General features: G+C 68.6%; 27 protein-coding genes and 3 tRNA genes. 14 read left to right on the top strand and 16 right to left on the bottom strand.

Annotated elements, in window-relative coordinates:
* Positions 1 to 130 precede the first annotated feature (130 nt).
* The 3 genes from AJAP_RS37270 to AJAP_RS37265 all read left to right on the top strand — a co-directional run bounded on the left by AJAP_RS37270 (position 131) and on the right by AJAP_RS37265 (position 2,689).
* Positions 131 to 1,792 carry a thiamine pyrophosphate-binding protein gene (locus AJAP_RS37270; RefSeq protein ID WP_255355312.1) on the top strand — a complete coding sequence of 554 codons (1,662 nt, stop codon included), beginning with the start codon at positions 131 to 133 and terminating at the stop codon, positions 1,790 to 1,792.
* Positions 1,793 to 2,051: 259 nt separating this feature from the next.
* On the top strand, positions 2,052 to 2,222 hold the full coding sequence (locus AJAP_RS44470) for a hypothetical protein (protein ID WP_162836881.1): 171 nt from the start codon (positions 2,052 to 2,054) through the stop codon (positions 2,220 to 2,222).
* Positions 2,223 to 2,485: 263 nt separating this feature from the next.
* Positions 2,486 to 2,689 carry a cold-shock protein gene (locus tag AJAP_RS37265; RefSeq protein ID WP_005163378.1) on the top strand — a complete coding sequence of 68 codons (204 nt, stop codon included), beginning with the start codon at positions 2,486 to 2,488 and terminating at the stop codon, positions 2,687 to 2,689.
* 70 nt (positions 2,690 to 2,759) lie between these two features.
* Here the strand turns inward: AJAP_RS37265 and AJAP_RS37260 are convergent, their stop codons facing one another.
* Both AJAP_RS37260 and AJAP_RS37255 read right to left on the bottom strand, forming a co-directional pair.
* Positions 2,760 to 3,422 (bottom strand): response regulator, encoded by a 663-nt coding sequence (locus AJAP_RS37260; protein WP_038520330.1) that lies wholly within the window; start codon positions 3,420 to 3,422, stop codon positions 2,760 to 2,762.
* Positions 3,419 to 4,678 (bottom strand): sensor histidine kinase, encoded by a 1,260-nt coding sequence (locus tag AJAP_RS37255; RefSeq protein ID WP_051972705.1) that lies wholly within the window; start codon positions 4,676 to 4,678, stop codon positions 3,419 to 3,421. The genes AJAP_RS37260 and AJAP_RS37255 overlap by 4 nt, the downstream gene beginning before the upstream one ends.
* A gap of 186 nt (positions 4,679 to 4,864) precedes the next feature.
* Between AJAP_RS37255 and AJAP_RS37250 the strand changes: the two genes are divergently transcribed.
* From AJAP_RS37250 to AJAP_RS37235, 4 genes are all read left to right on the top strand, one after another.
* Entirely contained in the window at positions 4,865 to 5,734 is an 870-nt protein-coding gene (locus tag AJAP_RS37250; protein WP_051972704.1) for an ATP-NAD kinase, read from the top strand.
* 76 nt (positions 5,735 to 5,810) lie between these two features.
* Positions 5,811 to 7,061: a GAF domain-containing protein gene (locus tag AJAP_RS37245; RefSeq protein WP_174492073.1), complete on the top strand. Its 1,251-nt coding sequence runs from the start codon at positions 5,811 to 5,813 to the stop codon at positions 7,059 to 7,061.
* A 130-nt stretch (positions 7,062 to 7,191) separates the two neighbouring features.
* Positions 7,192 to 8,577, top strand: a complete 1,386-nt coding sequence (locus AJAP_RS37240; protein ID WP_038520326.1) for a hypothetical protein — start codon at positions 7,192 to 7,194, stop codon at positions 8,575 to 8,577.
* Positions 8,577 to 9,542, top strand: a complete 966-nt coding sequence (locus AJAP_RS37235) for a glutamate ABC transporter substrate-binding protein (protein WP_038520324.1) — start codon at positions 8,577 to 8,579, stop codon at positions 9,540 to 9,542. Before AJAP_RS37240 ends, AJAP_RS37235 begins: the two co-directional genes overlap by 1 nt.
* A 43-nt stretch (positions 9,543 to 9,585) precedes the next feature.
* Here the strand turns inward: AJAP_RS37235 and AJAP_RS43885 are convergent, their stop codons facing one another.
* The 6 genes from AJAP_RS43885 to AJAP_RS37210 all read right to left on the bottom strand — a co-directional run bounded on the left by AJAP_RS43885 (position 9,586) and on the right by AJAP_RS37210 (position 13,766).
* Positions 9,586 to 11,058: a hypothetical protein gene (locus AJAP_RS43885; RefSeq protein ID WP_038520323.1), complete on the bottom strand. Its 1,473-nt coding sequence runs from the start codon at positions 11,056 to 11,058 to the stop codon at positions 9,586 to 9,588.
* 19 nt (positions 11,059 to 11,077) lie between these two features.
* Complete coding sequence (locus AJAP_RS37225) at positions 11,078 to 11,641, bottom strand: DUF3558 family protein (protein ID WP_084098454.1); 564 nt, start codon at positions 11,639 to 11,641, stop codon at positions 11,078 to 11,080.
* Positions 11,638 to 11,922 (bottom strand): hypothetical protein, encoded by a 285-nt coding sequence (locus tag AJAP_RS43880; RefSeq protein ID WP_148311620.1) that lies wholly within the window; start codon positions 11,920 to 11,922, stop codon positions 11,638 to 11,640. Before AJAP_RS43880 ends, AJAP_RS37225 begins: the two co-directional genes overlap by 4 nt.
* Before the next feature lie 19 nt (positions 11,923 to 11,941).
* Entirely contained in the window at positions 11,942 to 12,496 is a 555-nt protein-coding gene (locus tag AJAP_RS37220; protein WP_084098452.1) for a DUF3558 family protein, read from the bottom strand.
* A complete protein-coding gene (locus AJAP_RS37215) occupies positions 12,497 to 12,919 on the bottom strand; it encodes a hypothetical protein (RefSeq protein WP_038520317.1) in 423 nt (140 codons plus the stop codon).
* Positions 12,920 to 13,013: 94 nt separating this feature from the next.
* The gene (locus AJAP_RS37210) at positions 13,014 to 13,766 is read right to left on the bottom strand and encodes an ESX secretion-associated protein EspG (RefSeq protein WP_228694761.1); all 753 of its coding nucleotides are present in this window, start codon (positions 13,764 to 13,766) and stop codon (positions 13,014 to 13,016) included.
* A gap of 137 nt (positions 13,767 to 13,903) precedes the next feature.
* Between AJAP_RS37210 and AJAP_RS37205 the strand changes: the two genes are divergently transcribed.
* Positions 13,904 to 16,579 (top strand): tetratricopeptide repeat protein, encoded by a 2,676-nt coding sequence (locus AJAP_RS37205; protein ID WP_038520313.1) that lies wholly within the window; start codon positions 13,904 to 13,906, stop codon positions 16,577 to 16,579.
* Positions 16,580 to 16,646: 67 nt separating this feature from the next.
* Here AJAP_RS37205 and AJAP_RS37200 read toward each other — a convergent pair whose 3' ends face one another.
* The 6 genes from AJAP_RS37200 to AJAP_RS37175 form a co-directional block, all read right to left on the bottom strand.
* Entirely contained in the window at positions 16,647 to 17,231 is a 585-nt protein-coding gene (locus AJAP_RS37200) for a PaaI family thioesterase (RefSeq protein WP_038520311.1), read from the bottom strand.
* A 9-nt stretch (positions 17,232 to 17,240) separates the two neighbouring features.
* Positions 17,241 to 18,656: an MFS transporter gene (locus tag AJAP_RS37195; RefSeq protein ID WP_038520309.1), complete on the bottom strand. Its 1,416-nt coding sequence runs from the start codon at positions 18,654 to 18,656 to the stop codon at positions 17,241 to 17,243.
* Between the two features lie 214 nt (positions 18,657 to 18,870).
* On the bottom strand, positions 18,871 to 19,326 hold the full coding sequence (locus AJAP_RS37190) for a hypothetical protein (RefSeq protein WP_228694759.1): 456 nt from the start codon (positions 19,324 to 19,326) through the stop codon (positions 18,871 to 18,873).
* Between the two features lie 4 nt (positions 19,327 to 19,330).
* The gene (locus AJAP_RS37185; RefSeq protein ID WP_038520306.1) at positions 19,331 to 19,888 is read right to left on the bottom strand and encodes a SigE family RNA polymerase sigma factor; all 558 of its coding nucleotides are present in this window, start codon (positions 19,886 to 19,888) and stop codon (positions 19,331 to 19,333) included.
* The gene (locus AJAP_RS37180; RefSeq protein ID WP_038520304.1) at positions 19,889 to 20,233 is read right to left on the bottom strand and encodes a hypothetical protein; all 345 of its coding nucleotides are present in this window, start codon (positions 20,231 to 20,233) and stop codon (positions 19,889 to 19,891) included.
* A 286-nt stretch (positions 20,234 to 20,519) separates the two neighbouring features.
* Positions 20,520 to 21,758 carry a L,D-transpeptidase gene (locus tag AJAP_RS37175; protein ID WP_038520302.1) on the bottom strand — a complete coding sequence of 413 codons (1,239 nt, stop codon included), beginning with the start codon at positions 21,756 to 21,758 and terminating at the stop codon, positions 20,520 to 20,522.
* A 421-nt stretch (positions 21,759 to 22,179) separates the two neighbouring features.
* On the opposite strand from AJAP_RS37175, the gene AJAP_RS37170 reads away from it, so the two are divergent.
* A complete protein-coding gene (locus AJAP_RS37170; protein WP_003097368.1) occupies positions 22,180 to 22,383 on the top strand; it encodes a cold-shock protein in 204 nt (67 codons plus the stop codon).
* 118 nt (positions 22,384 to 22,501) lie between these two features.
* Here AJAP_RS37170 and AJAP_RS37165 read toward each other — a convergent pair whose 3' ends face one another.
* The gene (locus AJAP_RS37165) at positions 22,502 to 22,921 is read right to left on the bottom strand and encodes a hypothetical protein (protein ID WP_016330848.1); all 420 of its coding nucleotides are present in this window, start codon (positions 22,919 to 22,921) and stop codon (positions 22,502 to 22,504) included.
* A gap of 514 nt (positions 22,922 to 23,435) precedes the next feature.
* On the opposite strand from AJAP_RS37165, the gene AJAP_RS37160 reads away from it, so the two are divergent.
* The 5 genes from AJAP_RS37160 (at position 23,436) to AJAP_RS37140 (ending at position 25,024) form a co-directional block, all read left to right on the top strand.
* The gene (locus AJAP_RS37160; protein ID WP_020633070.1) at positions 23,436 to 23,693 is read left to right on the top strand and encodes a hypothetical protein; all 258 of its coding nucleotides are present in this window, start codon (positions 23,436 to 23,438) and stop codon (positions 23,691 to 23,693) included.
* 126 nt (positions 23,694 to 23,819) lie between these two features.
* Complete coding sequence (locus tag AJAP_RS37155) at positions 23,820 to 24,599, top strand: SCO6745 family protein (RefSeq protein WP_038520296.1); 780 nt, start codon at positions 23,820 to 23,822, stop codon at positions 24,597 to 24,599.
* A 145-nt stretch (positions 24,600 to 24,744) separates the two neighbouring features.
* A tRNA-Glu gene (locus AJAP_RS37150) sits at positions 24,745 to 24,817 on the top strand.
* Between the two features lie 28 nt (positions 24,818 to 24,845).
* Positions 24,846 to 24,919: transfer RNA gene (locus tag AJAP_RS37145), tRNA-Asp, on the top strand.
* 31 nt (positions 24,920 to 24,950) lie between these two features.
* Positions 24,951 to 25,024 (top strand) — tRNA-Phe (locus AJAP_RS37140).
* 125 nt (positions 25,025 to 25,149) lie between these two features.
* On the opposite strand, the gene AJAP_RS37135 is transcribed toward AJAP_RS37140, so the two are convergent.
* A complete protein-coding gene (locus AJAP_RS37135) occupies positions 25,150 to 25,929 on the bottom strand; it encodes a S1 family peptidase (protein ID WP_038520293.1) in 780 nt (259 codons plus the stop codon).
* Positions 25,930 to 25,943: the final 14 nt, after the last annotated feature.

The raw sequence follows: 25,943 nt of genomic DNA, 5'->3' as shown, positions 1-25,943 counted from the left end.
TGGCTGAGGTCACGTTTTCGTGCTCCCTTGCTCGAACACGTTCCGAATATCGGACATTCCGCCGCTCCGGGGTTGCCGGAATCGGAAGATCGCTTGACGGCACCGATCACCGCCCGCCTAAGCTCTTCTCATTAGATACCAACCGGGAGCGTCCGTCGCCCAGACGGCCGTGCGGATCCTGACCGAGGCGCAGATCCACCGCGTGTACGCGGTGGTGGGTGAGTCCTTCCTGGATCTGCTCGACGCGCTGCAACGCGAGCGCTCGATCACCTTCGTCTCGGCGAGGCACGACTCCGGCGCCGCCTTCATGGCGGAGGCCGAAGGCAAGCTCACCGAGCATCCCGCGGTCCTGCTCGCCGGCCGCGGCCCGAACGCGGCGAACCTCGCGATCGGCGTCTCCACGGCGTACCAGGACGAGAGCCCGATGGTCGTCCTCCTGGAGAACCCGCCGCAGGATCCCGGCCCGACGAGCGAGCTGCCCACCGCGGACCTGACCGCGATGTTCGAGCCGATCTCGAAGTGGACCGGGCGTGCGGAATCCCCCGACGAGGTCCCCGGCCTGCTGGTCGAGGCGCTGACCCGCTGCCGTGAGGGGCGGCCGGGCCCCACCGTCGTCGCCGTCCCCGCCGATTTCTGGGGTGTCCCGTTCGACTCGGCGAAACCGGTCGCCTCCGTGCGGCCGCCGGCCACCGGCGCGCTCGGCCGGACCGCCGAGGCGGTCGCGCAGCTGGTCGACGAGGCCCGCTACCCGGTGGTGATCGTCGGCGGCCGGGCCCGCGCGGCGCGCGACGAGCTGATCGCCGTCGCCGACGAGCTCGCGCTGCCGGTGTACAACGCGTTCCGCCGTCAGGACGCCTTCCCCGAGAACCACGCGCGCTACGCCGGCCATCTCGGCATCGGCATCCCCGCGCGGCAGCTCGACGCGCTGGAGCGCGCGGACCTCGTGCTCGCGCTGGGCACGCAGCTCGACGAGGTCACCACCCAGTCCTTCCGCTACCCGACGCCGTCGCAGACGCTGGTGCTGGTCGGCACCGGGATCGAGCCCGCCCGCCGCGGTGGCCTGACCTTCCGGGTCGACTCCGAGGTCGAACCCTTCCTGCGTGAACTGCGCAATGTCGCCTCGCCTCGGCAACGGCGCGCGTCGGCCGCGAACGCGGCGGTGCACACCTTCATGACGCCGCCCGACACCAGCGGCGCCACCCGCGTCCACCCCGCCGACGTCATCCGCGCGGTGCGCAAGCTCGCGCCCGAAGACGCGATCGTGACCAGCGACGCGGGCAACTTCGCCCAGTTCATGCATCGCTACTGGTGTTTCACCGCGCCGCGCAGCCAGCTCGGGCCGAGCAACGCGGCCATGGGTTACGCGGTCCCCGCGGCGGTCGCGGCGAAACTCGCCGAACCACGCCGCACGGTGATCGCGATGGCGGGCGACGGCGGCGCGCTGATGACCGGGCAGGAGATCGAGACCGCCGTCCGCTACCGGGTACCGGTGACCGTCCTGGTGTTCCAGAACGGACTGCACGGCCCGCTCGCCGTGCACCAGGCGCGCAAACACGGGAGGCTGTCGGGGGTCACCGTCCCCGTCACCGACTTCGCGTCGTGGGCGCGCGGGCTCGGCGCCGCCGGGTACACCGTGGACGATCGGGAAGAGCTGGAGCCGATCATCGCGAGCGCGCTGGTGCGGCAACGCCCTTGTGTGATCGACATCCGCACGGATCCGGACGTGGTGACGCCGGACATCCGGTTGACGAGCCTGCTGGGCGCGTCGAGGCAGCAACAGGGCGGCCAGTAGGGGCCGCCACGCCGATTACCGGGCGGTACTTTTTCTCAGGGGATACACAGAAACCCTTGTGGTGCCGCCTTCACCTGCCCCAAAGGGTGGGAACGAGGTGACGACTCGGCCGACTTTCGGTCGCGGACACCGGATTTTGTCGGTCGGCCGTGGCACAATCGCGGCAACACCGAGAGTCCGATATGGACCGGGCAATGGCCGGTGGGGTTGTTGGCACGCAGTACGTACCTAGAGCGTTGTGTTGACACTGGGAGAAAACATGGCTGACGAAGCGAAGCCACAGGACAAGTCCGTTTCCGGCGTGGTGCCGGTGCTGTTCAGCGCGGACGCGGAGACCCACGACATCGCCGTCGTGGCCACGAACCGGGAGGCGTTGCGCCGCTCGCCGTTCGGCAACGAGGCGCCGCTGCGCGCGGCCAGCGGGGAATAGCCCGGCCGGTCGCCCCTCCTGTCGGAGGGGTACAGTCGGCGAAGGTGCAGTGCGGCTGCGCACACCCGAGTGATGGCGCTTGTCGGCCTGCGTGAGGTGTGCTTTACTGCACCAGGTCTCGATTTTTGTGTTCGTGTTGGTTCACGCTCGCAGAACTCAGCGGGCGTAGTGTCTCCTCGTGTTTCCGGGGAAGCAAACCGTCTGGTCATGACCCGGGCTGCCGACGTGGCTTCCTGTTTGTTTGTGTTGCATATGGAGATTTTATGACTCAGGGCACTGTGAAGTGGTTCAACTCCGAGAAGGGGTTCGGCTTCATCACTCCCGACAACGGCGGCGGCGACGTCTTCGTGCACTACAGCGAGATCAAGGGCAACGGCTTCCGTACCCTCGAGGAGAACGCCCGCGTGGAGTTCGAGATCGGGCAGGGCGCGAAGGGTCCGCAGGCCACCTCGGTCACCGTGATCTGATCCAGGTTTTCCAAGCAGGGCCGCCATCCCCTCGGGGAGGCGGCCCTGCTGCTTTTCCCGGGCCCCTTCTTCACGCGGGGGAGACGAGTCCCGCCTCGTACGCGAGCACGATCGCCTGAGCGCGGTCCCGCACCCCGAGTTTCGCCAGTATCCGGCCCACATACGTCTTCACGGTCTGCGCCGACAGCACCAGATCCGCGGCGATCTCCGGATTGGACCGTCCTTTCGCGATCAGCCGCAGCACTTCCCGCTCGCGTTCGGTGAGCACGTCGAACCGCGCCGGGGACGGCCGCGGAACCGGAGCGGTGGCCACGAAGTTCGCGATGAGCCGCTTCGTGACCGCGGGGGAGAGCAGCGCTTCGCCGGCGGCGACCACTTCGATGGCGTTGATCAGCTCGGCGGACGGCGCGTCCTTCAACAGGAATCCGCTCGCGCCCGCCCGCAGTGCCTCGTAGACGTAGTCGTCCAGATGGAACGTCGTCAGGACGATCACCTTCGGCTTCGCCTCGTCGCCTTCGAGCAACCGCCTCGTCGCTTCGATGCCGTCCATGACCGGCATCCGGATGTCCATCAGGACGACGTCCGGTCGCGTCGCCAAGGCGGAAATACCCGCGAGCGCCTCGATTCCGTCGCCGGCTTGGCCCACCACGTCCAGCCCCGGCTGCGCGTTCAGCAGGCTGGCGAAACTTTCCCGCACGAGGGCCTGGTCGTCGACGATGAAGACGGTCGTCACGCGTCACTCACCCTCGGGAGATCCAGTTCGACGGCCACGCGGAAACCGCCGTCCGGCCGCGGCCCGGCCTCGTAGGTGCCGCCGATCAGCGTAACGCGTTCGGCGATCCCGGCAAGGCCGGTGCCGTCGCCCGCCGTTGGTGCCGCGGGCCTCGACGGCGCCCCGTTTTCGACGAGGATCGTGAGCGCGTCCGGTTCTCGCCGCACCACGACGTCCACTCCCGCCCCCGGACTGTGCCGGGCCGCGTTGCTCAGCGCCTCCTGCAGGATCCGGTACGCGGCCAGTTCGACCAAGGCGGGAATGCCGTCCCCATCGTCGATCTCCGCCCGGATCTCGATCCCGGACGCCCGGCAGCCGTCGATCAGCGACGGCACCTCCGCGAGCCCGGGCTGCGGCTCGTGTTCCGGTTCGGCGTCGGTGTCGCGCAGCACCCCGACCAGCCGCCTGGCTTCGTCGAGCGCTTCCCTGGCCGCGACCCCGATGGCGTGGAACTCCTCGGCCGCGGCCTCGGACACGTCCGGGACGCGATAGCGCGCGCTGTCGGTCCGCAGCGCGATCAGCGAGAGATGATGGCCGATGATGTCGTGCAACTCCCTGGCGATCAGCGCGCGTTCCTGCAAGGTGGCCCGTTTCGTCCGCTCCTCGACCGTCGTGCGCTCGGCCGCGTCGGCCTGCTCCAGCGCCCGGCGGCGTTGCTGCATCCCGTAGCCGGCCACGATGGTCACGGCCACCACGACCAACGACCACACCAGGGTCTTCGTACCCGCCCGAGGTATCCAGGCGATGCCGACCGCGACGGCGAGTGCCACCGCGATGATCGAAATCCCTATGCCCTGCCCGGGTTTCGTGCGGGCGAGCGTCATCGCGAGCACCGGCAGATAGGGCAGGACCTGTACCTGCAACGGCCATTCCGACAGCGTGGGGCCGAACAGCGCGTAGTCGGCGGGGAAGAGGATCGCGATGATCGCGCTGATCATTCCCGCCGCGGCCACCCGCACGGCGGTCAGCGGGAAGCGGACGACGAGCAACGGCGGCGTGATCTGCAGGATCAGCAGGAAGAAGACCAGCGGCACACTGCCGCCGCCGAGATAGCGCGCCCACGAGCCGTAGGTCAGGCCCAGCAGTACCGCGAGCGCGGAGCCGGCGAGGACGGCCTTGACCCAGGCCGGCCCGCGCCACCAGGCCGACGGCGGTTCGAGATCGGCGTCGCGGCCGGTGAGGAGCGCCCACCCCAGAGAGGCGCCGTACGAGTCCATGGCTCGACGCTAACGACGCCGACGACCGGGCACATCCCCTCCTGGGGGACACCACGAGTCCTCCACGGGGTGTCCGTGGCGCTCGCCGAACTCGCGGTGGCTTTGTGATGCAACCTCGTGCAACTCTTTCTTTCGTGGCCCGGAAGTCGTTTCCTTGTAGGGACTTGGCGCGGCAGCGGAGGACATGTGGGCGAAGCGGTTGCGGGGATCGTGGCGAACCCCGCTTCGGAGCGTGACATCCAGAGCCTGCGTTCGGCACTGAGGGTGGCCGGCGTCGGCCGCGTGATGGTGTGGACCGACGCGGGCAAGATCATCGGCACCGTCCGCCGGATGGTGGACGCGGGTGCGAGCGTGCTCATCTGCCTGGGCAACGCGACCATGATGCGGGCCGCGGCGGCCGCCTGTGGCGACGTCCCGCTGCTGATGCTGCCCGCCGGGGGTGCCGACGAGTCCGCCGTCGCCGGGCTCGCCGCGGGGCTGGTGGCCACCCATCAGGTGGACACGGACCTGGTCACGAACCGCGCCACCGTGCTCGAAGTCGTCACGAAGGCCCGGCGCGAGATCGCGCTGATCGACGTCAGCGTGTGCTCGGAGAGCCGATGGGATCCCGCGTCGCTGACCGAGCTGTACTGCACTTTCGCGGTTCCGGACGGGGTCGGGCTGTCGAGCATCCCAGGACGGCTGTGTCCCAGCCCGAAGTCCACTGTGGACGGTGTCGCGGTCTCGCTCGGACCGGTCGACGAGACGCCGTACGTCGTACAGGCGCCGATCGCGCCCGGCGAGGTGCGGGAGGTGGGCGTACGCGGCTGGAGCGTGCTGGAAGCCGGGGTCCGCGTCGATCTCGCCGCGGGCGGCGGCTCCATCGCGCTGGACGGCCAGCCGCATTTCGTGCTCAAACCAGGAGAGAGCGCTTTCGTCGAGTTGAAACCCGACGGGCCGTGGTGCGTCGACGTCCGCGCCGTGATGGCCGAGGCCACCCGGACCGGCCTGCTGCTCGGCCGGAAACCGACGCCGGCCCTTCCCACGCCCCGCCTGGCGGACGCACCCTTGCCCTAGCCCAGGTCACAGAGACCTTCCGCTCCCCGGCGCACGCGGGCACACTGGCCTGAACAGAGCAGAAGGAGTAGGCCAGGTGCAGCTCGAGGCGGCGCTGCCGGTCGGTGCGGATCCGCGGCGGCACGCGCGTGCCCTCGCCGAAGTGCGCGAGGCCGCGCTCGCCGGGACCACGCTCCCGGGCAGGCCACGTGCGGTGATCGGCGCGTCCTGGCAGCGTATGCGGCGGCTGGGCCTGGACCCGGACCACGGCTCGCCGACTCCTCCGCTCGCCCCGGAACAGCTGGAAGCCCGGCGTCGGGGCAGCGGCCTCGCGACCGTCCTCCCCGCCCTTCGCGGCGGTCTGATCGGCCTCGCCGAGCAGGCCGCGCACATCATGGTCGTCGTCGACGCGGACGGCCGGGTGCTCTGGCGCGACGGCAGCACCGCGGTCCGCCGTCGCGCCGACGGGCTCGGCTTCGTCGAAGGGGCGGACTGGCACGAACCCGCCACGGGCACCAACGCCATCGGGACGGCGCTGGTCGCCAGGCATCCGGTGCAGGTCTACTCGGCCGAGCACTACGTCAGCAACCAGCACGACTGGACCTGCGCCGCCGCGCCACTGCACGATCCGAGGAACGGCAGGCTGCTCGGCGCCGTCGACCTCTCGGGACCGGCTTCCACCGTGCATCCGTCCACCCTCGCCCTGGTCGACGCGGTCGCGAAGCTCGCCGAAGCGCATCTGCGCACCACGCACCTCTCGGATCTCGAACGGTTACGCGGCCTGGCCACGCCCCTGCTCGCCAAGGTGAAGGGCCGGGCGGTCATCACCGACCCGCACGGCTGGATCGCGGCCTCGGCGGGGCTCGTCCCGGTCGGCCGGATCGCGCTGCCGAACGACGCCGCCCCCGGCCGCACCTGGCTGCCGACGTACGGCAACTGCCTGCTGGAGCCACTGCCCGGCGGCTGGCTCGTCCGGCTCACCGAGGAGGAGGACGCGTCGCCGACCCGGGTCGTGCTCGATCTGAGGTCGTCGCGGGAAAGCACGCTGCGCGTCTCGGGCGCGGCAGGCACCTGGTCGCATCGGCTGAGCCCACGGCACGCGGAGATGCTGTACGTCCTCGCGCGCCATCGTCAGGGGAGGTCGGCCTCGGAACTGTCGCTCGACCTCTTCGGCGACGCCGGGCGCACCGTCACCGTCCGCGCGGAGATGTCCAGGATGAGGCGGCATTTCGGCGGGTTCCTGCTGGCCAGGCCGTACCGGTTCGACGACGACGTCGAGGTCGTCGTCGAGCGGCCCGCCGACGGCGACGTCCTGCCGCACTCCGTCGCGCCCGCCGTCCGGGCTTGACCTTCGGTGTGCGCAATCGTGCGGTACGGCCCGGAGATCACGTGCCGATGACACACCCTGGTGTCACTGGCTGCGCTGATCCCGACTCGGATACCTTCTTTGCGGATAGAGCCAATGGGGAGGATCGGCGATGACGAGCACTGTGACCCGGCCGGGGAGCCCCGCGCCACCCCCCGCGCCGGAAGGCCGCGGCGGGATCGCCGGGCTGCTCGAGCTGCCGGGGAACGGGATCCGCGCGATCGTCCGCTCCGCGGCGACCACGCCGGGCAGGTTGTCGGTGATCGCGATCGGGCTCGTCCTGCTGTCGCTGGTCGCCGGGCTGTTCGGCACGCTGGCGGCACAGGACAAGAAGGACACGATCAACGGCCTGATCGACCACCGCGAACCGCTGGCCGCCGCCGCGCAACAGGTCTATCGCGCGCTTTCGGACGCCGACGCGACGGCCGCCAGTTCGTTCCTCTCCATCGGCACCGAGCCGCCCTTGATGCGCCAGCGGTACGACCGCGACATCGCGGAGGCCGGCGCGGCGCTGGCGAGGGCGGCATCGGACTCGTCCGGCGCGGGCAAGGCGGCCGAGCAGATCAACATCCTCGGCCGCGAAATCCCCGTCTACACGGGACTGATCGAGACCGCACGCGTCTACAACCGGCAGGGTTATCCCGTCGGTGCCTCGTATCTGCGCGAGGCGTCCGAACTGATGCGGGCGAAAATCCTTCCCGCCGCACAGGATCTCTACCGGACCGACACCGACCGGCTCGCCGCCGAACAGGACGACGCGACCGGATTCCCTTGGCTGGCAACGGCTTTGATGCTCGCCCTGCTCGCCGCGCTGATCGTCACCCAGGTGCACCTGACGCGGAAGACCAACCGGTTGCTGAACGTCGGGCTCGTCGTCGCGACCGCGTCGGTGGTGGTCGCCCTGCTGTGGGGCGCGGTCGCGCTGATCGTGCAGAGCACCCTCGTCGGCAGCGGTGAGGAAGACGGCTCGCACCAGGTGGACGTGCTCGTCCGGGCGAGGATCGCGGCGCTGCAGGCGCGCGCCGACGAAACGCTGACCCTCGTCGCCCGCGGCGACGGCGCGGCGTACGAAAAGAACTTCGGCGATCTCGCCGCGCAACTCGGCGGGACGGACGGCCAAGGCGGTCTGCTGGGCGAGGCCCGCGGACTCGCGGCGGGCGGCGCGGCCGCGGAGAAGGTGGACGCGGCCATCCAGGCGGCGTCGGCGTGGTTCAAGGCGCACGGCGAGGTACGGCGGCAGGACGAAGACGGCTTCTACCAGGACGCCGTCGCCACGGCCACCCGCGACGACAAGAAGGACAGCGCGGCCGGGGCGTTCCTGCGGCTCGACGAGAACCTGGTGGCCGCGATCAACGTGGGACGACAGGAATTCCTCGACGACACCCGCGGCGCAGACCGCGCCCTGACCCTGCTCGCGCCGGGCATCGCGGTGCTGGCGGTGCTGGCGGCGGCGGGGTCGGCCCTGGGAATCCGTGAACGGCTGAGGGAGTACCGGTGATGCGGAACGGTCTGCGAACGGCCGTGCTCGGCGCGGTTTTGGTGCTGGCGACGGCTTGTGGCAGCGCAGGGGCGCCGGTCGACCCGGCACCCGTCGGCGACGTCGCGCCGCCGCTGCCCGCGAACGTCGGCGGCGCCGACAACGCCGGCGGTGGCGGAACGACCGACACGAGCTGCAACCCGTTGGCCAGCCTGCGGCCGACCAGCGGCACGTCGATCACCAGCGGATCGACGATGGCGAAGATCAAGGAGAACGGCAAGCTCGTCGCGGGCGTCGACCAGACGACGTTCCTGTTCGGCTTCCGCAATCCGACGTCGGGCCAGCTCGAAGGTTTCGACATCGACATGGTCAACGAGATCGCGAAGGCGATCTTCGGCAGCGCGGAAGGCCGCGTCCAGTTCCGGGCCATCCCGTCGAAACTGCGGGAAGAAGTGCTCGAGAAGAAGCAGGTCGACATCGTGGTGCGGACGTACAGCATCACCTGCAGCCGGCTGAAGAAGGTCAATTTCTCGACCGCTTATTACCAAGCGGGGCAACGGATCCTGGTCGAATCCGGCTCGAAGGTCGGGCAGCTTTCGGACCTCGCCGGGCGGCGGGTGTGCGCGACCAAGACGTCGACCTCGCTGACGAAGATCGCGGCGGATCCGTCGAAGCCGGTGCCGGTCTCGGTGGACAACTGGTCGGACTGCCTGGTGATGCTGCAGCAGAAGCAGGTCGAGGCGGTGTCGACGGACGACGTCATCCTCGCCGGGATGCTCGCGCAGGACCCGACGCTGAAGATCGTGGGGGACCGGTTCACCGAGGAGAACTACGGCATCGGTATCCCGAAGGAGAACGAGGACATGGTGCGGTACGTGAACGCCGTGCTGGAGAACGTCCGCGGTGGCGCGTGGCAGGCGATCTACGCCAAATGGATCGGGAACAAACTCGAGGGCGGGACACCGCCGTCGCCGGTGTACAAATGAGAACGGGCCGTTCGGGATTCGCTCCCGAACGGCCCGCTTCGTCTTACGGGGATTTGTCGCCGATCACCGGCGGCACCGGCTTCATCTCGCCGTCGTAGCCGCCGAACAAGACGTCGGCGTCTTCCTCCTGCAGGTAGTTCGGGGCCTTCTTTTCCTTGTCCTCTTCCTTCTGCCCCTTGCCACCGGGCGCGCCGGCCCCCATCGGTCCGTGCCCGCCGCTCTTGCCCGCCGCGGCCGCGCCACCCCGGGTGACGCGCTCCTCCGGCAGCTTGCCCGACCCGGACCCGCCGCCCTTGCCCGCGAGCTTCTCGGCGTCACCGGCCGAAACCTTGCCACCAGCGAGCCGCTCGGCGACGTTGCCGGACCCGCCGTTGCGCCCGAACCCGCCACTGGTCAACCGGTTCGCCGCACTGCCGCCCGGCCCGCTCGTCGTCCGGCCGGGCTTGCCGCGATACTGCTCGCTGCCCAGCCGCCCGAGCCCGGTCGGACCAGGCCCGTTCATCGCCGCCAAACCCGGCCCCGGCCCCGGCCGGAACGACCCCGGCGGCCCGCTGACCGGCTGATTGGGCCCCGGCACGCCGGTGTGCCCGCCGCCCGTGGTGATCCCGGGCCCCGGCGTCGGCCCGCTCGGACCACCCGGCACTCCTGGCCCTGGACCACTGTTGGGCCCAGGCCCCGGCCCGCCGCTGAAGCCCCTGGGCTCGGTGCCCCCGGAAAACCCGGACGCCGTCGTCGACTCGCCCATCTCCGGCGGCGGGGCGAAGGTGGGCTGCTTGGAATTGACGTCGAAGAGCGACTGGTCGTAGTTGTGCATCACCTGCGCGGCCTGCTGATGCGCCTGGAACGACTGCTCCTGCTTGGCCGAGATGTTGCCGACCGTGTCCACCGCGCCGGCGAGATTCCCCGTCGCGAGCTGGTTGAGGGCGTTCTTGTACTCGGCGTTGCGGTCGAAGGGGATCTCTTCGGGCATGGAGTTCTTCGCGGAGGTGGCCGCTGCGGCGGACTGGGAGAAGCGGTTGGAGGCCAGGTAAGCGCCGTCGCCCGCGGTGTCGGCCCACTTGCCCAGACTCTTGAAGAACCCGTGCGCGGCCTCCGCGGAGGTCCCCTGCCAGTGGGCGCCTTCTTTACTGGCGGCGGAGCTGAGTGCGCTGCTGAAGGTGTTCAGCGCGTCACCCTGCTTGTTCCAGATCTCGCCCTTTTGGTCGATCTTCTCGGCGGAGAGGTTGTCGGTGACCATGCCGATCAGGTCGCGGTGCGAGTTGCCCTCGTAGCGTTGGTTCGAGGACCCGAGCCCGGCCCGGAACTGCTGGCCTTGGGCGAGGGATTCGGCCTGCTCACCCGAATACTGGGCGGCCTTCGCCTCCGCTGTCAGCCGTGCGGTCACGGCGTTGCCGCCTGGCCCCTGGTTGACCTCGTCGTAGGTCTCCGCGTAGCGCTTTCCCTCATACGTCCGGCGCGCTTTGCCGTCGAGGTTCATCGCGGAATCGACCTTGTCCTGACCGGCGTTGTCCGCCATGGTCCCCTCCCTGTTCTGGTCAGCTGCCTTGGGGAAGCTTCGGTGCGATCTGCTCGGCGATGGACTTCGCGTCCGTGCAAGCCTGTTCAGTCGTGCCGCTGTTCGAAAGGCCGAGATTCACCGTCGCCCGGGCCTTCTCGGCAACGGCGATCCCGATCAGACAGGCGCCCTTGCCCGCGCTTCCAGGCAGCTCGACCGCCTTGCGGCCGGCGACGGTGATCTGGTTCATCTCCCCGGTGTCGGTCTTCAGCTCCGTGATTCCCGCATTGGGCACGAGGTAGACCGCTACCGTCCCGTATCGCGGCTTGCTCGAACCGCAACCGTTGTCACTCTCGTACGTCTCGGCCGCGGGAGGATCGAATCCCAGTGAAGAAGCGATCGGCTCAAGCAGATCGCATGCCTTCAAATCACCGAAGGCATCTTGGGGGGAGGCGCTGGAGCCTTGGCCGGATGTTGACGGCGCGGGAATCGACGGAGTCGGATTTCCGGGTTTCTCGGTCGTGCACCCCGCAAGGGCGAGTGGTAGGGCTGCGAGCGCGATCAGAAGAGAACGCTTCGGAAACTTGGCACCGTACTGGCTCATCTAGTAGATTTCCTTGCCGATATCGGACAGATCCTTGCTGGCCGCATGGTCACTGGACTGATATTTTGCCGATCGCGGTGTCGATTGCCGCTTGTGCGCGTTCGACGATGGTGGGCGGCTTTCGCCTCCGCTGTCAGCCGTGCGGTCACGGCGTTGCCGCCTGGCCCCTGGTTGACCTCGTCGTAGGTCTCCGCGTAGCGCTTTCCCTCATACGTCCGGCGCGCTTTGCCGTCGAGGTTCATCGCGGAATCGACCTTGTCCTGACCGGCGTTGTCCGCCATGGTCCCCTCCCTGTTCTGGTCAGCTGCCTTGGGGAAGCTTCGGTGCGATCTGCTCGGCGATGGACTTCGCGTCCGTGCAAGCCTGTTCAGTCGTGCCACTTGACAGAGTCACGCTCACCGTGGCCCTGGATTTGTCCGTGACCGAAATTCCGATCAGGCAATTCCCTTTACCGCCGCCGCCGGAAATTTCTACAGCCTTCTTTCCTGTCACACTTGTCTCAGTGGTCTGCCCGCCGTCCGGTTTCAGGTCGGAAATGCCGGCGTTCTCGACCAGGTAGGTGGTGGCGGTGCCATAGCGTGGCTTGTTGGCGCGGCAGCCGTTGTCGCTTTGGTAGGTCTCCGGGGCTGCCGGACTGAACCCCTTCTCGCTGGTGACGGGTTCCAGGAGATCACATGCCTTCAAATCGCCGAAAACCCCTTCGGCGGGAGGTGCTGTCTGTGGTCGACTGGAGGTGCCCGCGGTTGCCGTCGGTGTTCCGGTTTTCGCCGAGGTGCATCCGGAAACAGTCAGCAGGGAGATGGGCAGGAAGAGAAAGGCGGCAGTTCTATTGACCCGGCGGGCGGTTATGCGCATCTAACCGAAATCCTTGTTGAGGTTAGACAGGTCGACACTCGCGGCGTGATCGCTCGACTTGTATTTGCTTATGGCGGTGTCGATTGCGCCGCAGGCGCGCTCGACCACGTTCTGAAGCGTTTCGAGTTGCGTTTTGGCGGACTGATCGTCACCTGAAGCGACCAAGCTCATGTGCTGGGCGACCTCGCCCGCGTACGGGCTCGCTCCGAGCTCGGGAGAATTCGCCAGACTGTCGAAGTGGATCTTGTTGCCGGTCCAACTGTCCAGGTAGTCGTTGAGCGCGGTCTTGTAGGCCTCGCCCATCTCAGGGCTGACCGCGAACCGCCCCTCGTTCGCGGCCTTCACCATCGCGTCGGCCTGCGCCGAGAAGTCACCCAAGATGTCCGAGAAGTTGCCCGGCGGTCCGCCGGTGCCGTCCGTCATGGTCTCTCCCCTGTACCAAGTCCCGGTTACTCGTAGCGCTCGTCAGGTCACGATATCAGCGGAAACGGCCTCGAAGGCCGCCTTCCGGCGAGGATCACGCGCTGCCGACGCGGGCGGCTTCGACCAGGTCGTGGACCCATCGCGCCAGGTGAGAGCCACTCGTCGGGGTGAACGTGCGGCGGACTTCGCCGTCGGGGAAGCGGTCGGTGGTGAGCATGAAGCGGCCCTGAAGGCTGTCGAACCATTGGACGCTCTTCTGCTGCGGTTTACCCCGATCGTCGCGCAGGGTGACGCTGATCGTGCCCAGCCGCGCGAGCGGGTGTTCGAAGAAGCGGGCGGCCGCGCCCAGGCGGAGGTTGTTCGGGTCCTCGTCGAACGGGTCGTCCGGTCGTTTGGCCGGGGGGAGCGTGCTGGACGTCGTCACCCGACCGGGGAACGGCGGCAGGGACGGCAGATAGCCGAGCAGCGTCGTGACGACCTGTTCGGGGTAGACCGGCTCGAAGAGGATGTCGAAGCCGCGCTGCTGGCTCACGATGCCCAGGCGGCTGTTCCACGCACCCCGATAGAGGTATTCGGCGTCCTCCTCCACCTCGTGCGCCTCCATGGTGAGGACGAAGTCCCCGGTGGCCCAGAGCCGGAGGGATTGTTCGTAGTCGCGCAGGAGTTCGCGGCCGCGGGCGAAGCCTCGGTCGGCCAGCCCCGCCCAGATCTCTTCGCAGTGCCGCTCGCGTTCGGTGATGGTGGTTCCGACGGTCGGGATCTCGAAGGGCAGCACGAATCTGCCGAGCCCGAGTTCTTCGAGTACGACGTCGAGCTGGGCCATCGACATCGAAAATGACGCAGGCACCCGGTCCTCCCCCTCATCACCTGCTGAATCGGTTCTCTCCCGCACCGTAGCGGGTTCGACCCGGCGCGGGCACGACCTGGGCGCTCACCCCCTAAGATCTGGGGTGACGTGGTCGCGGGGGATTTCGGGAGGTACCAGTGTCGGAAGAGCCGCGCCGTCCTCGGCACGCAGCGCCGGACGACGCCACGCCGGAGCGTGAGGCGGAGTCCGCGTCCTGGACGCCGCCGGCGCCGGTCCGCTGGGAAACGCCCGAACCGTCCATTTCCGGCAGGCTCGATCTCGCCGAGCCGTCGCGGCCCAAGCCGAAGCCCCAGCCGGAGACGGACGCCGAGCGCACGATCTATCACGCGCCCGTCCAGCGTCCGCAGACTCCGCCGCGCGGCCAGCAGCGGCCGATCCCCGGCGCCGAGGATCCGACGCGTCCGCCGGGCGACATGGCCCCGGTGAGCCCGCAGACCCAGGTCGTCCGCCCCGCGTGGCAGGCACCCGCCGACGCGCCGCAGCCGACCAGCGTGCTCTCCTCGCCGGCACCGGAGACGCAGAGCATCATGCCGCCGACGCCGCGCGTCGACAACGGGCCCGGGCCGCTGCCGGACCCGGGCACGGAAAGCGTCCTTCCCGAACGTTCCAGCGAAAGCCGGGGAACCGGCACCGGCACCGGGTCGGGCAGCCACGGCACCGGAACCGGGACCGGGACGGGTTCGTTCCCCGGAACCGCACGCCGGACGTCGTCCCGCACGTCGCGTCGCGGCCGTCTCGGCGCCGGGCTCGTCGACGTCCCGCAGGTGCCGTACCGCGACCCGGCGTCCGCCGTCCTCGAGAACCCGATGGTGGCCGAGGAGAAACGCTTCTGCGGCAGCTGCAGTGCCAAGGTCGGCCGCGGCAAGGACGGCAAGCCCGGTTCGCCAGAGGGCGAATGCGAGAAGTGCGGGAACCCGTTCTCCTTCGTCCCGAAGCTGCGGCCGAACGAGATCGTCGGCGGCCAGTACGAGGTGCTCGGCGCGCTCGCGTACGGCGGCCTCGGCTGGATCTACCTCGCGCAGGACCACAACGTCAGCGACCGCTGGGTGGTGCTCAAGGGCCTGATCGACACCGGCGACGCCACCGCGATGGCGGCCGCCGCCAACGAGCAGCGGTTCCTCGCCGAGGTCGAGCACCCCAACATCGTCAAGATCCACAACTTCGTGCAGCACCCGGACGGCGACACCGGCAACTCGGTCGGCTACATCGTCATGGAGTACGTCGGCGGTCAGTCCCTGCGCCAGCTCGCGCTCGCGCACCACCGCGAGACCAAGCGCCCGGAGCCGCTGCCCATCGGCCAGGTGATCGCCTACGGGCTCGAGATCCTGCCCGCCATGGGCTACCTGCACGGCCAGAACCTGCTGTACTGCGACCTCAAGCCCGACAACGTCATCCAGACGCACGAACAGCTCAAGCTGATCGACCTCGGCGCGGTCCGCCGCATCGACGACTACGAGAGCCCGCTGTTCTTCACCACCGGCTACAGCGCGCCCGAACTGGCGACGCACGGCGCTTCGGTGGCATCGGACCTGTACACGGTCGGCCGCACGCTCGCCGTGCTCAGCTTCGAATTCTCCGGCTACACCAGCAAGTACAAGACGACCTTGCCCGGCCCGGACGTCGTGCCGCTGTTCGCGCTCTTCGGTTCGTACTACCGCTTCCTGAAGCGCGCGACGCACACCGACCCGGACCGCCGGTTCATCGCGGCCGAGGACATGGCCGACCAGCTGACCGGCGTGCTCCGCGAGATCATGGCGCTGGGCACCGGGAAACAGCGTCCTGGCGCGTCGACCGTCTTCGGGCCGGAGACCCGCACGTTCGGCGTCGACATGGTCGTTCCGGAACACGGCGGGAGCGTGCCGCTGCCCGATCCGGGCGAAGTGGTCGCGGGGCTCCCGATCCCGCAGGTCGACACGGACGACCCGGCGGCCGGTGTGCTGGCCTCGACGGTCGCGCTCGATCCCGCGGGCGCGATCGAGTCGCTGTCCGGGGCACCGCGCGAGTCGATCGAGGTCCGGCTGCGCATCGTCCGTGCCCGGATCGAGCTCGGCGAGCTGGTCGAGGCGCAGCGGCAGCTGCAGGCCGCGCAGTACCTCGCGATCAAGGCCGGTTTCCCGCACGACTGGCGGATCGACTGGTACCGCGGCCTGATCGAGCTCGCGGGCGGACGGTCCCGCGTCGCGCACGTCGCGTTCGAAGCGGTGTACGACGACCTGCCCGGCGAGATCGCGCCGAAGCTGGCCTTGGCCGTCAGCGCGGAAGGGGTCGGGGACTACTTCGGCGCCGCGCGCTACTACGAGCTGGTGTGGCGAACGGACCGCTCGTACGTCAGCGCCGCCTTCGGGCTCGCTCGCGTGTACCTCGCGCAAGGCGCCAGGGCCAGCGCGATCGAGGTGTTGGAAGCCGTCCCGGCGTCGTCGTCGCATCACGTCGCCGCGCAGGTGGCCGCGATCAAGATCAAGACCAGGATCAACGGCGGCGGCAAGGATCCGGTGATGGTGTCGGAGCGCGACCTCGTCGACGCCTCGACGCGTTTGGAGCGCCTGCAGCTCGACGCCGAACGCCGCACTCGTTTGTCGGCGGAGGTCCTCGAAGCGGCGTACGGCTGGCTCAACTCGCAGAACCAGCCGACACCGGGCGCGAAGGTCCTGGGCTGTGCCTTGGAGGAACGAGACCTGCGGTTCGGGCTCGAGCGCTGCTATCGGACGTTGGCGCGGTTGGCCGGATCGGTCGACCAGCGGGTCGAACTCGTCGACAAGGCGAACGCGATCCGGCCGCGAACCCTCACCTAGCCCCGCATTTCGTCCTCTGAACGCGGTAGTTGGGCGTACGAACCACCGCATTCAGAGGACGAAATGCTCAGGGGTTGATGTCCCACTCGCGGGCGCGCTTGGCCTTTTCGTGTGCGGCGGCGAGCTTCTGCAGCGCCTCGGGGTCTCCGTGGGTGCTGAAGTGCTCGAACTCCACCCGCACGAACAACGCCCGCGCGCGCACCGCGACAGGGCCGTCTTCGGCGTCCAGCCGGCCGTCGGCGCTCACGTAGATCTTCCGGCCGGCGATGCCGTCCAGTTTCGTGGCGATGTACAGGGTCGAGCCGACCGGAACCGGCCGGAGGAAGTCCGTCTCCAGTTTCCCGGTGACGGCGGGGCGACGCAGCAGGTTGCCGACGGTCGAGCCGAGCGCCTCGTCGAAGGCGCATGCCAGCAGACCGCCATGGGCGAGGCCGGGCGCACCCTGGTGGGCGGAGGTGACGGTGAACTTGGAGTACACCGTCGTCCCTTCGCCCACCGTCGAATGCAGGTGGAGCCCGGCCTCGATCTCGTCGCCGCACCCGAAACACTCACCGAAGTGGATGCCGAGGTGGCTGCCCTGCTTGGGGGCTTCCGGGTGGACGGTCGCCGGTTCGACTTCGACCGGCGGCCACGGCTGCGAGATACGGCTCATGGAAAGACGTTAACTCGCCGGTAGCTCCGAAGCGCCGCCGGGAGTGGCCGTTTCCGGTTTCCGGCGCCGCGCGATCCGCGAGTTCACGATGCCGCGCAGCGACACCCCGGCCGTTTCGGGCAGCAGCAGGATCGGGATGGCCGCGATCGCCGCCGCGCCCATCAGGTAGTACGCGGGCCACAGGTTGTCACCCGTATTGGTCACCAGGCTGCCGATGATGTACGACGCCGTGCCGCCGAACGCCGCGGTGGAAACGCTGTAGCCGATGGAGAAACCGCTGTAGCGTTCCTGGGTCGGGAACATCGCCGGCAGCGTCGCCGCGAGCACGGCGAGGATCAGCACCAGCGGCACCGCGATCATCACCAGGCCGAGCATGAGCTGCCAGGCGTTCCGGTCGTCCGCGGCCGCGCCCATCAGCGAGAACGCCGGGATCGGCAGCACCAGGAAGCTCGCGCAGCACGTGATCAGGATGGGTTTTCGCCCGATGCGGTCGGACAGCATGCCGACCGGCACGATCAAGATCAGCATCAACCCGATGGTGGCCAGGATGATGAGCAAGGGTGTGTGCCCGCTGAAGCCGACCACGTCCTTGAGATACGTCTCCAGGTAGGTGATCACGATGTAGTCGGCGACGTTCAGCATCACCACGATGCCGATCAGGTGCAGGATCGACGTCCAGTGCTTCTTGAGCAGCGCCTTCAGCGGCGACTTTTCGACCTGGTTCTTCTTCTCGATCTCCTGGAACAGCGGAGTGTCCTCCAGCTTGTTCCGCAGGTACAGACCGACGATGCCGAGCGGGCCCGCGATCAGGAACGGCAGGCGCCAGCCCCATTCGCGCATGGCCTCGTCGCCGAGCACGACGGTGAAGATCGTGACGAAGCCGGCGCCCATCGCGAAGCCGACGAGCGTGCCGAATTCCAGCCAGCTGCCCCAGAAACCCCGGCGCCGGGCGGGCGCGTACTCCGCGATGAACGTCGCCGCACCGCCGTACTCACCGCCCGCCGAGAAGCCTTGGATGGTGCGCAACAGGATCAGCAGGACCGCCGCGGCCGGGCCGATCGTCGCGTAGGACGGCAACAGACCGATGATGAACGTCGACCCGGACATCAGGATGATCGTCAGCGCGAGAACCTTCTGGCGCCCGATCTTGTCGCCCAGCGGACCGAACACGAAGCTGCCGAACGGCCGGACGATGAACGTGATCGCCAAGACCGCGAAGGTCGCCAGCGCGCCTTCGGAAGTGCTCGACGCATTGAAGAAGACCTGCCCCAGAATGGCCGGCATGAAGCCGAAAACGCCGAAGTCGTACCACTCGATGCAGTTACCCATCGCCGCCCCGGCGACGGCCTTTCTGATCTGTTCAGGTGGGGCCTCCGCCGGTTCCCCTTTTTCCTGATGTGACGCGCTCAGCGCCTCTTCGGCCATGGGTTTGACCTCCCGACCCACCCGTTTACTTACCCATCGTCGAGGGTTTGTTCCCTCGACCGTAGGGGTTCAAACGTCCGGGTTCAGCGCTTTGGATCGGTCGTGCGAGGGCCGTTCCCCCAATACGGTGACGAACCACCAGGTGAAGCCGATGTCGGAGAATTTCCGATTACTTTGGGTCACACTTCGGGAATCGGACGTTCCGGACGGGAGATCAGCGGGTCGTGGCCGTCGTCGGAGGCTCGCTCGGCTGCTTCGTCGGCGTGGGCGCGCGATGGGGACCGGTCGTCGTCCGGCCGGGTGGGAGAGACCTCGGCGTCGAACGCTGCTGATCGGTCGTCGGCGCGGAAGCGGGTGGAGCCGGCGTCCCGGGAGTGACCTCCGCCCGCGGGGGCGACTCGGACGGTGCGGGGGAGACCGGTGACGGGGCGATCGTCGACAGACCCGGCCCGGCGGGTTGAACCGGCGCGGGCCCCTCGCCACCGCGACCGCCGACGGCGATCGCGCCGAACACGATCACCGCGATCGTCGCCAGCGAACTGCCCGCCACGGCCAGCCGCTTGCGTCGTCGCCGGATCCGGCCACCCCGCTCGATGATGTCCGCCGCCCGGATGCCCAGCGGGGGACCGCTCGCGCCGTGCGAAAGCACGCCTTTGATGTCCTCGTCCATCTCCTCACCTCCCATCGTCGTGCGCTCCGCTCAAGGCCAGCTCACTGAAATGCGGACCGAGCCGTTTACGCAGGGTCGCCAGACCCCGCGCACCCTGGCTCTTCACGTTCCCGGTGCTGCAGCCCAGCGCCGTGGCCGTCTCTTCGACGCTGAGATCTTCGAAGTACCGCAGGACAAGGACGGCCCGCTGCTTCGGGGCGATGCCGGACAGGGCGTGCCTGACCAGCATCTCCTGTTCCGTGCCGTTGGTTTCGCCCGGGACGTCGGGAAGGGCGTCCGTGAGCTTCTCCCGTTTGCGCCAGACGCGCCGATGCTCGGAGAGGAACGTCCGCAGCACGATCTTGCGCGCGTAGCCGTCGAGCGCGTCGTGCCGGGAGAGCCTCGGCCAAGCCAGATACAGCTTCAGCAGCGCGGCCTGGGTGATGTCCTCGGCCTGATGCCAGTCGCCGCACAGGAGGTACGCGGTGGCACGCAGGCTGTGCGCGCGCTCGTCGAAGTACCGGGCGAACTCGCCGTCCCACGGCGAGCCCGTCCCGGTCTTCGACGAGCGGCTCGGCGTCACCTAGTTACCGGCTCCTTCGACGATGGCGGGGAGGTGCAGATCCCCGGTCGGCCCGGCGGGAACGGCCTTGGGCACGCGGTGCTCGCCCGGCGCGGCGACGGCGGGGGTCTGCGGGAGGCTCCGCGGCGGGGCGGTCGTGGCGCGGGGCGGCTCCGCCGGCCGCGTGGTGGTGGGCTCCTTGGCCGGCGGCTGGGGCGCCTGAGTGGCCGTCGGCGACGGCGCGCTCTGATCGGCCGACGCCAGCGACGTGGTCGCGAAGGCGGCGCCGCCCGCCAGCAGCAGCGCGCCGAGAGTGAGAGCGATACGAGTACGCAAGTGTGTCTCCTCGATCCGGGCGCCGCTCATTGACCGCGGCGCCTTACGTCGTTAGACATGCGTCCCGCCCCAGGCAGGGTTGCAGTGACTTTTCGCGCGCTGACGGAAAAATTTCGCCGGGCGCTCGACCGCAGGTCAGCGAGGGTAGTTGCCTCGGCGCCCGGCAAAACTTTTCCGTGGCCTTCGGCCAAGAGCGGCGCGCGGGGTGAAGTCTTCCCGTCGCGCTGACGCGCTCCCGGAAGACGCGTCCCTCGCCCAAGCACGAACGGCCGGAGACCACAGGGGGTCTCCGGCCGCCCGGTTTCATGGAGGTCCGTCAGCGCAGGGCAGACAAGCCCTGCCACTCTTCCCAGGAGTAGGTCCAGTCGCTGTAGTCGCGCGCCCGGTTGATCTTCTGGGTGCTGCCCTCGATCTCGACCGGATCCCCGACCAGGGCGCCGTCCATGTACGCCTTGGCGTTCGCCGGCGCCAGGTTCACGCAGCCGTGCGAGATGTTCTTCTTGCCCTGCGCCCAGATCGAAGGCGCGTAGCCGTGGATGAACTCGCCGTTGGTCGAGAACCGCACCGCGGACGGCACGACGATGTTCTCGTAGTCGTAGCGCTCGTTGGTCATCGAGTACGTGTCGTGCTTGGACATCACCACGTGCGTGCCGCTCGGCGTGACACGGCCCGGGTCGGCGTCGAGGCCGTAGCTGGCCGGGTAGTCCGCGATCTGCTGCCCGTCGCGGATCACGAGGAGCCGGTGGGTCTGGGTGTTGCCCTTGACGATCTGCGAGCGGCCGATCGTGAAGCTCGCCGAGCGGTCTTCCTTGCCGTACACGCCTTCGCCGATCTTGACGCCGTAGATCTTGGCGTTGAACTTCACCGTGGTGCCGGGCTGCCAGTAGGCCTTCGGCCGCCAGTGCACCGAAGTGTCGTCGTGGACCCAGGCCCAGGAACCCTCGGTCTTCGGCGTGGTCTCGACCGACAGCGCCTTCTCGACCGAGGCCTTGTCGGTGACCTTGCTCGGGAACGTCAGCGTGATCGGCATGGCGATGCCGTACGTCTGCCCGTCGAAGACGTTGATGTTCGCGCCCACCTGCTTGCGCGGCTTGACCGTGGTGAAGGCGCCGCCGATGTCGACGGGTTTGCCGTCGGTGCCGGTGGCCTTGCCGGACCACGTGTAGGACTTGCCGTAGCCGAGCTGCTCGGTGGTGGACCAGCTCTTCTTGTCCTCGGACGGCTGCCCCGCGACCTGCTTGCCGTCGGGATTGGTCAGCACGACCTGATCGAGCGTGCCGTCGGCGACGCTGACCTTGATGGGCTGCCCCGGCGCGACGTCCTGCGCGCCCGCGGCGGGCTCGTACGTCAGCTTGGCAGGCGCGGGCGCCTTGCCGCCGGTGTCGCTGCTGACCGGCCCGCCGCCGTCCGGCCCGCTGGCCGACACGGTCGGCTCGCTGCTGCACGCCCCCAGCGTCAGAACGGCCACCAACCCCAGTGCCGCGATCGCCGCCCGGCGGCGCGCGGTTTCCGTGAACCTCAAAGCTTCCCCTTTGCTCCCCTGTACACCGACCATGACGTCCGGACAGCCCCGTAAGTTGATCCCATCGAGAGTGATGCGAGTCACAATCGGGTGGATCGTAGTTCACGATCGGGGCATGGCCGACTTCGGTCCGTGTCCGGCGATGACCTGAGGTCGGCGTGCGGCGACAGGCTAGCGAGGGGGTCCGACAGAAGCCGGATCGGTATACGACGTTCCGGTGACCTTGGTACTTGGGGGTGCCCAGAGTCCGATCACGGGCTTCAAATATGGCCAGATCCCGGTACGCTGCCATCAGGCCGTCGTTTTGCGTGTTCGTGGCTTCACACTCGCGGAACTTCTGACGCGAGCCATGAGCCGGTGACGCGCTCTTCGCTCGACTCGTTGGAACCGCCCGGGACGGTCTGGGTGTCGCTTCGGAGGCACTCGAAGCGGATGTGCAACGAGGAGTACAGCGGTGGCGCAAGGCACTGTGAAGTGGTTCAACGCGGAGAAGGGCTTCGGCTTCATCGCGCAGGATGGCGGCGAGGGCGACGTCTTCGTTCACTACTCGGAGATCGAGGGTCGCGGTTTCCGCACGCTCGAGGAGAACCAGCGAGTGGAGTTCGAGGTCGGTCAGGGCCAGAAGGGCCCGCAGGCCCAGAAGGTCCGCGCGATCTGAGTCCGCCCTTCAGGCGTTGCTCAGACTGATCGGAAAAGCCCCCGGCGATCTCGCCGGGGGCTTTTCCCTTTGCCGCTCAAGCTTCTTCTGATGTGCTGTTCCGTTCCGGGGCGACGGGTCAGCGGGGGACGGGCTGCTCCCACGCGTTGGCGTCGAAGCGGAATTCGTCGGTGTGGGCTTCCTCGTGGCGGCGCTGCTGGGCCGAGTTGGCCTGCGACTCCCACGAAAGGCGCTCGAGGATCCATTCCTGCGCCAGCGCCTGCGGCGACAGGTTGCGCTCGGCCGCGGCGTCCTTGAGCTGTTCGCAGGCGATGAGGTTCATCCGCAGCTGGAAGACCTGCGCTTCGCCGAAACGCTTGCCGGTGCCGGTGCTCTCCGGGTCGTTTTCCGGGGCGAGGGCACGAAGGTAGCTGGTGAGCTCCGTGTCTTCGACGACCGCTTCGGCCTCCTTGGTGGGGGAGTTGCGGTGACGACCGGGGTTGACCGGCTTCAAGTTCGTGCGGCTGCCGCTACGACGGCTGAGGGAAGGAAGGGGCACCGGGCCACGATAACGGTTCGGTCTCGGCAAACCAACCACAGTGAGCCACGACACACCCAATTTCTTGTCTCGAATGGCCCAGCACCGACAGGAAAACCTTTTCTCGTGATCACAAACCGCAACCGGAAGACGAATGATCAACAGGACCGGTCCTGGGCTGCCAACCGCCGCCGCAAGGAACCTGGGGTCTGGGGGTGGCCCCCAGAAAACGGAGCGACCCCCGCGCCAGGGGGAGGAACGCGGGGGTCGGAGGGGATCTCCACAGGCGCTGACCGGGGGTGTGTCAGCAAATCGATTGTTGCACGGTTTCCTGAGAAGGGCGAGTGGGCGCGGGCAGAATTCCGGTCAGGGCGCCACCTCTGGTTCGCCTGTGGTTCATGTGGCGCGGGTGTGCGCGTGATCGCTCTGCGTTGTGCGGAGCGTGGCGACAGGTTCACTCTCCGGGGGGCTGTGTGTCGCGGCCGGCTCTGGCTAGCCTCGCGGCCAAGCTGTTCGTTGGCCGTCTGGAGGAACCATGGGTGGGTCTGTGGAAGTGCGACAGTTCCTCCTTCGGTACGAAGGTGCCGATGGGGGAAGCTCGACGACGTTGGCCGGTGGTCTGCCGGCACAGCGCACGGGTCAGGGAGACGCCCAGCGGGTGTCCGACGACCAGGTGCGGCGTGCCCGGCTGGCGGTGGCCAACGGGGCGCTGGGCGTCGATGACTGTGTCCAGTTGCTGGACATGCTGGGGTTGACGCTGGACGAGGACGGGCAGGCGCCCGTCCAGCGCTGAGTTCGTTCGTTCACGAGGCCCGGTCGCGCGGGGTGTGCCGCGCGACCGGGCCTTCGTTCGTCCTCGACGACCGTCCGTCAGTTGTGTAACACTGTTATCAAACAACTGGCGGGAAGGTGTGGCGACATGGCCGACGAAGCGGCGATCGCGGTGGCGCGGGAGATCCGGGGGCCGGTGCAGGTGCTGGGCGGGAAGTTCATGACCTCGCCGGAGCTCGCCGAGGTCGAGACGGAGGTGGGATTGTCGCCGCGGTCGCTGTACCTTCGCGGCCGGTCCGCGGTGCTGGGCGACCCGCCGCCGAAGGTGGTCTCGGAGCTGTTCGGCATCTTCCCGTCGTGGCTCTTCGAGTTCGCTCTTCCGTCCGCGACGGCGGCGCTCGACGCGGCCTCCGCGGTCCGTGCCTACTCGCGGTCATCGGCGAACTGGGGGCGCGTCAATCTTTCGGGTGCCGACGGCCCTGGCCGTTCGGCGGATCTGCTGTTCCGTCTCGTGGACGCCGCGGACGCGAGTGGTCTCGCGTTGTTCGCCGGCTGGCAACTCGCCGAACGTCCGGCGGACGACGTCGAGCGGCTGGCGTTCGCGCTCATGGTCTTCCGCGAGTTCCGCGGCGGCATCCACTTCGCGGCCCTTCGCGCGGTGGGCCTGACGGTGCCCGAGGCGGTCGTCGCGGATCCGGAAGGCGGCCGTGGTCGTCTCCTGCGCACCGCGTGGTCCGAGGAGGCCGCTGACGGGCTGATCGCCGCGGCGGAGGCGAAGGGCGATCTGCGGCAGCGGTGGCGGCAGGTGGAGGACCTGACCGACCGGCGCGTGGCCGACCTTCTCGACGTCACTCTGACGGACGACGAGCAGGAGGAGCTTCGGCGCCGTCTTGGAGCCCTGCGGGCCGCCTCGGCCCTGATATCCTGAAGTCACCGCGTTCTCGCAGGTCCCAGCCCTGTGAACAACTAGAGGACCCCCTGTGCGGGAGCCGAAACAGGGGTGTCCTATAGTTATGTTCGCTCCCGGGGACACCGGAGAGCGCGGGTCGGTCGGTTCGCCGAAACCGAACCGGGCTCCCATCGTCCAGCGGCCTAGGACTCCGCCCTTTCAAGGCGGCAACGCGGGTTCGAATCCCGTTGGGAGTACGCAGTACAGTTACAAAGCAGTATGCAAGGCCCTGTGGCGCAGTTGGTTAGCGCGTCGCCCTGTCACGGCGAAGGTCGCGGGTTCGAGTCCCGTCAGGGTCGCAAGATCGTTCGGCTCCTCGCCGGCGTTCCCGGCCAGGTAGCTCAGTTGGTACGAGCGTCCGCCTGAAAAGCGGAAGGTCGCCGGTTCGACCCCGGCCCTGGCCACCGCTCGACGAACCGCCTCGATGCACATCGAGGCGGTTTTTTCATGCCTGGGACCGATTGCACGGCAAAGCGCGGTGGCGTCCGATGTCGCAGGAGCATCGGGCGCCACCGCGCGGTGCGGTCTTCTACTTGCCGGTCTGCTGCTTGATCCAGTCGGTGAACGCGGTCACGTCGGTGTAGATGCCCGGCATCTCCGGGCAGCTGGCGGTCTGGCCGCGGCTGGTCGCGCCGACCAGCGTCCACTTGTCGCCGGCCTTCACGACGGCGGGGCCGCCCGAGTCGCCGTAGCAGGCGCTGGCCTTGCCGCCCTGGTTGTCCATGCACAGCTCGCTCTCCGCGTCGTAGGCCCCGGAGCCGGAACAGCCGGAGTCTTCGGCGATCTTGGTGTCGAGCTGCTGAAGAACCACCGGTGCCTCACCACAACCGCGCGTGGGGCAGGTCAGGCCCCAGCCGATCTCGCGCACGTCGGTACCCGCCTGCGGCGACTGGCCGATCTCGATCGGCGCCGCCTCGGCGGCCTTGGTCAGGTGCACCAGGGCGATGTCGTACGGGCCGGAGCCGTCGTACTTCTCGTGGACCACGAACTTGTCGACCTCGGCGACCTCGCCGCCCTTGGTGTGGTCGGTGGTGTTGATGCGGTACTGCCAGTTCGACGGCTGCTCGCCCTCGACGCAGTGCGCGGCGGTCACCAGCCACTCCGGCGCGATCAGCGACGCGCCGCAGTTGTGGTCACCGCTCTTGGTCTGCATGGACGCCATGAAGGTGTAGGTCTCGGTCGCGTCCACACCACCCACGATCAGCGGCTGTACGCCCGAGGGCGGTTGGGCGGCGGCAGCGGGCATCGCCAATCCGAGCACGGCGGCCGCTCCGGTCAGCAGACCGGCGACGAGGGAACGAGTCCTCATCTGCTTTCTCCTTC

The sequence above is a fragment of the Amycolatopsis japonica genome, assembly GCF_000732925.1.
Classification (GTDB): Bacteria; Actinomycetota; Actinomycetes; order Mycobacteriales; family Pseudonocardiaceae; genus Amycolatopsis; species Amycolatopsis japonica.
This window is presented reverse-complemented; position numbering and strand designations above follow the sequence as displayed.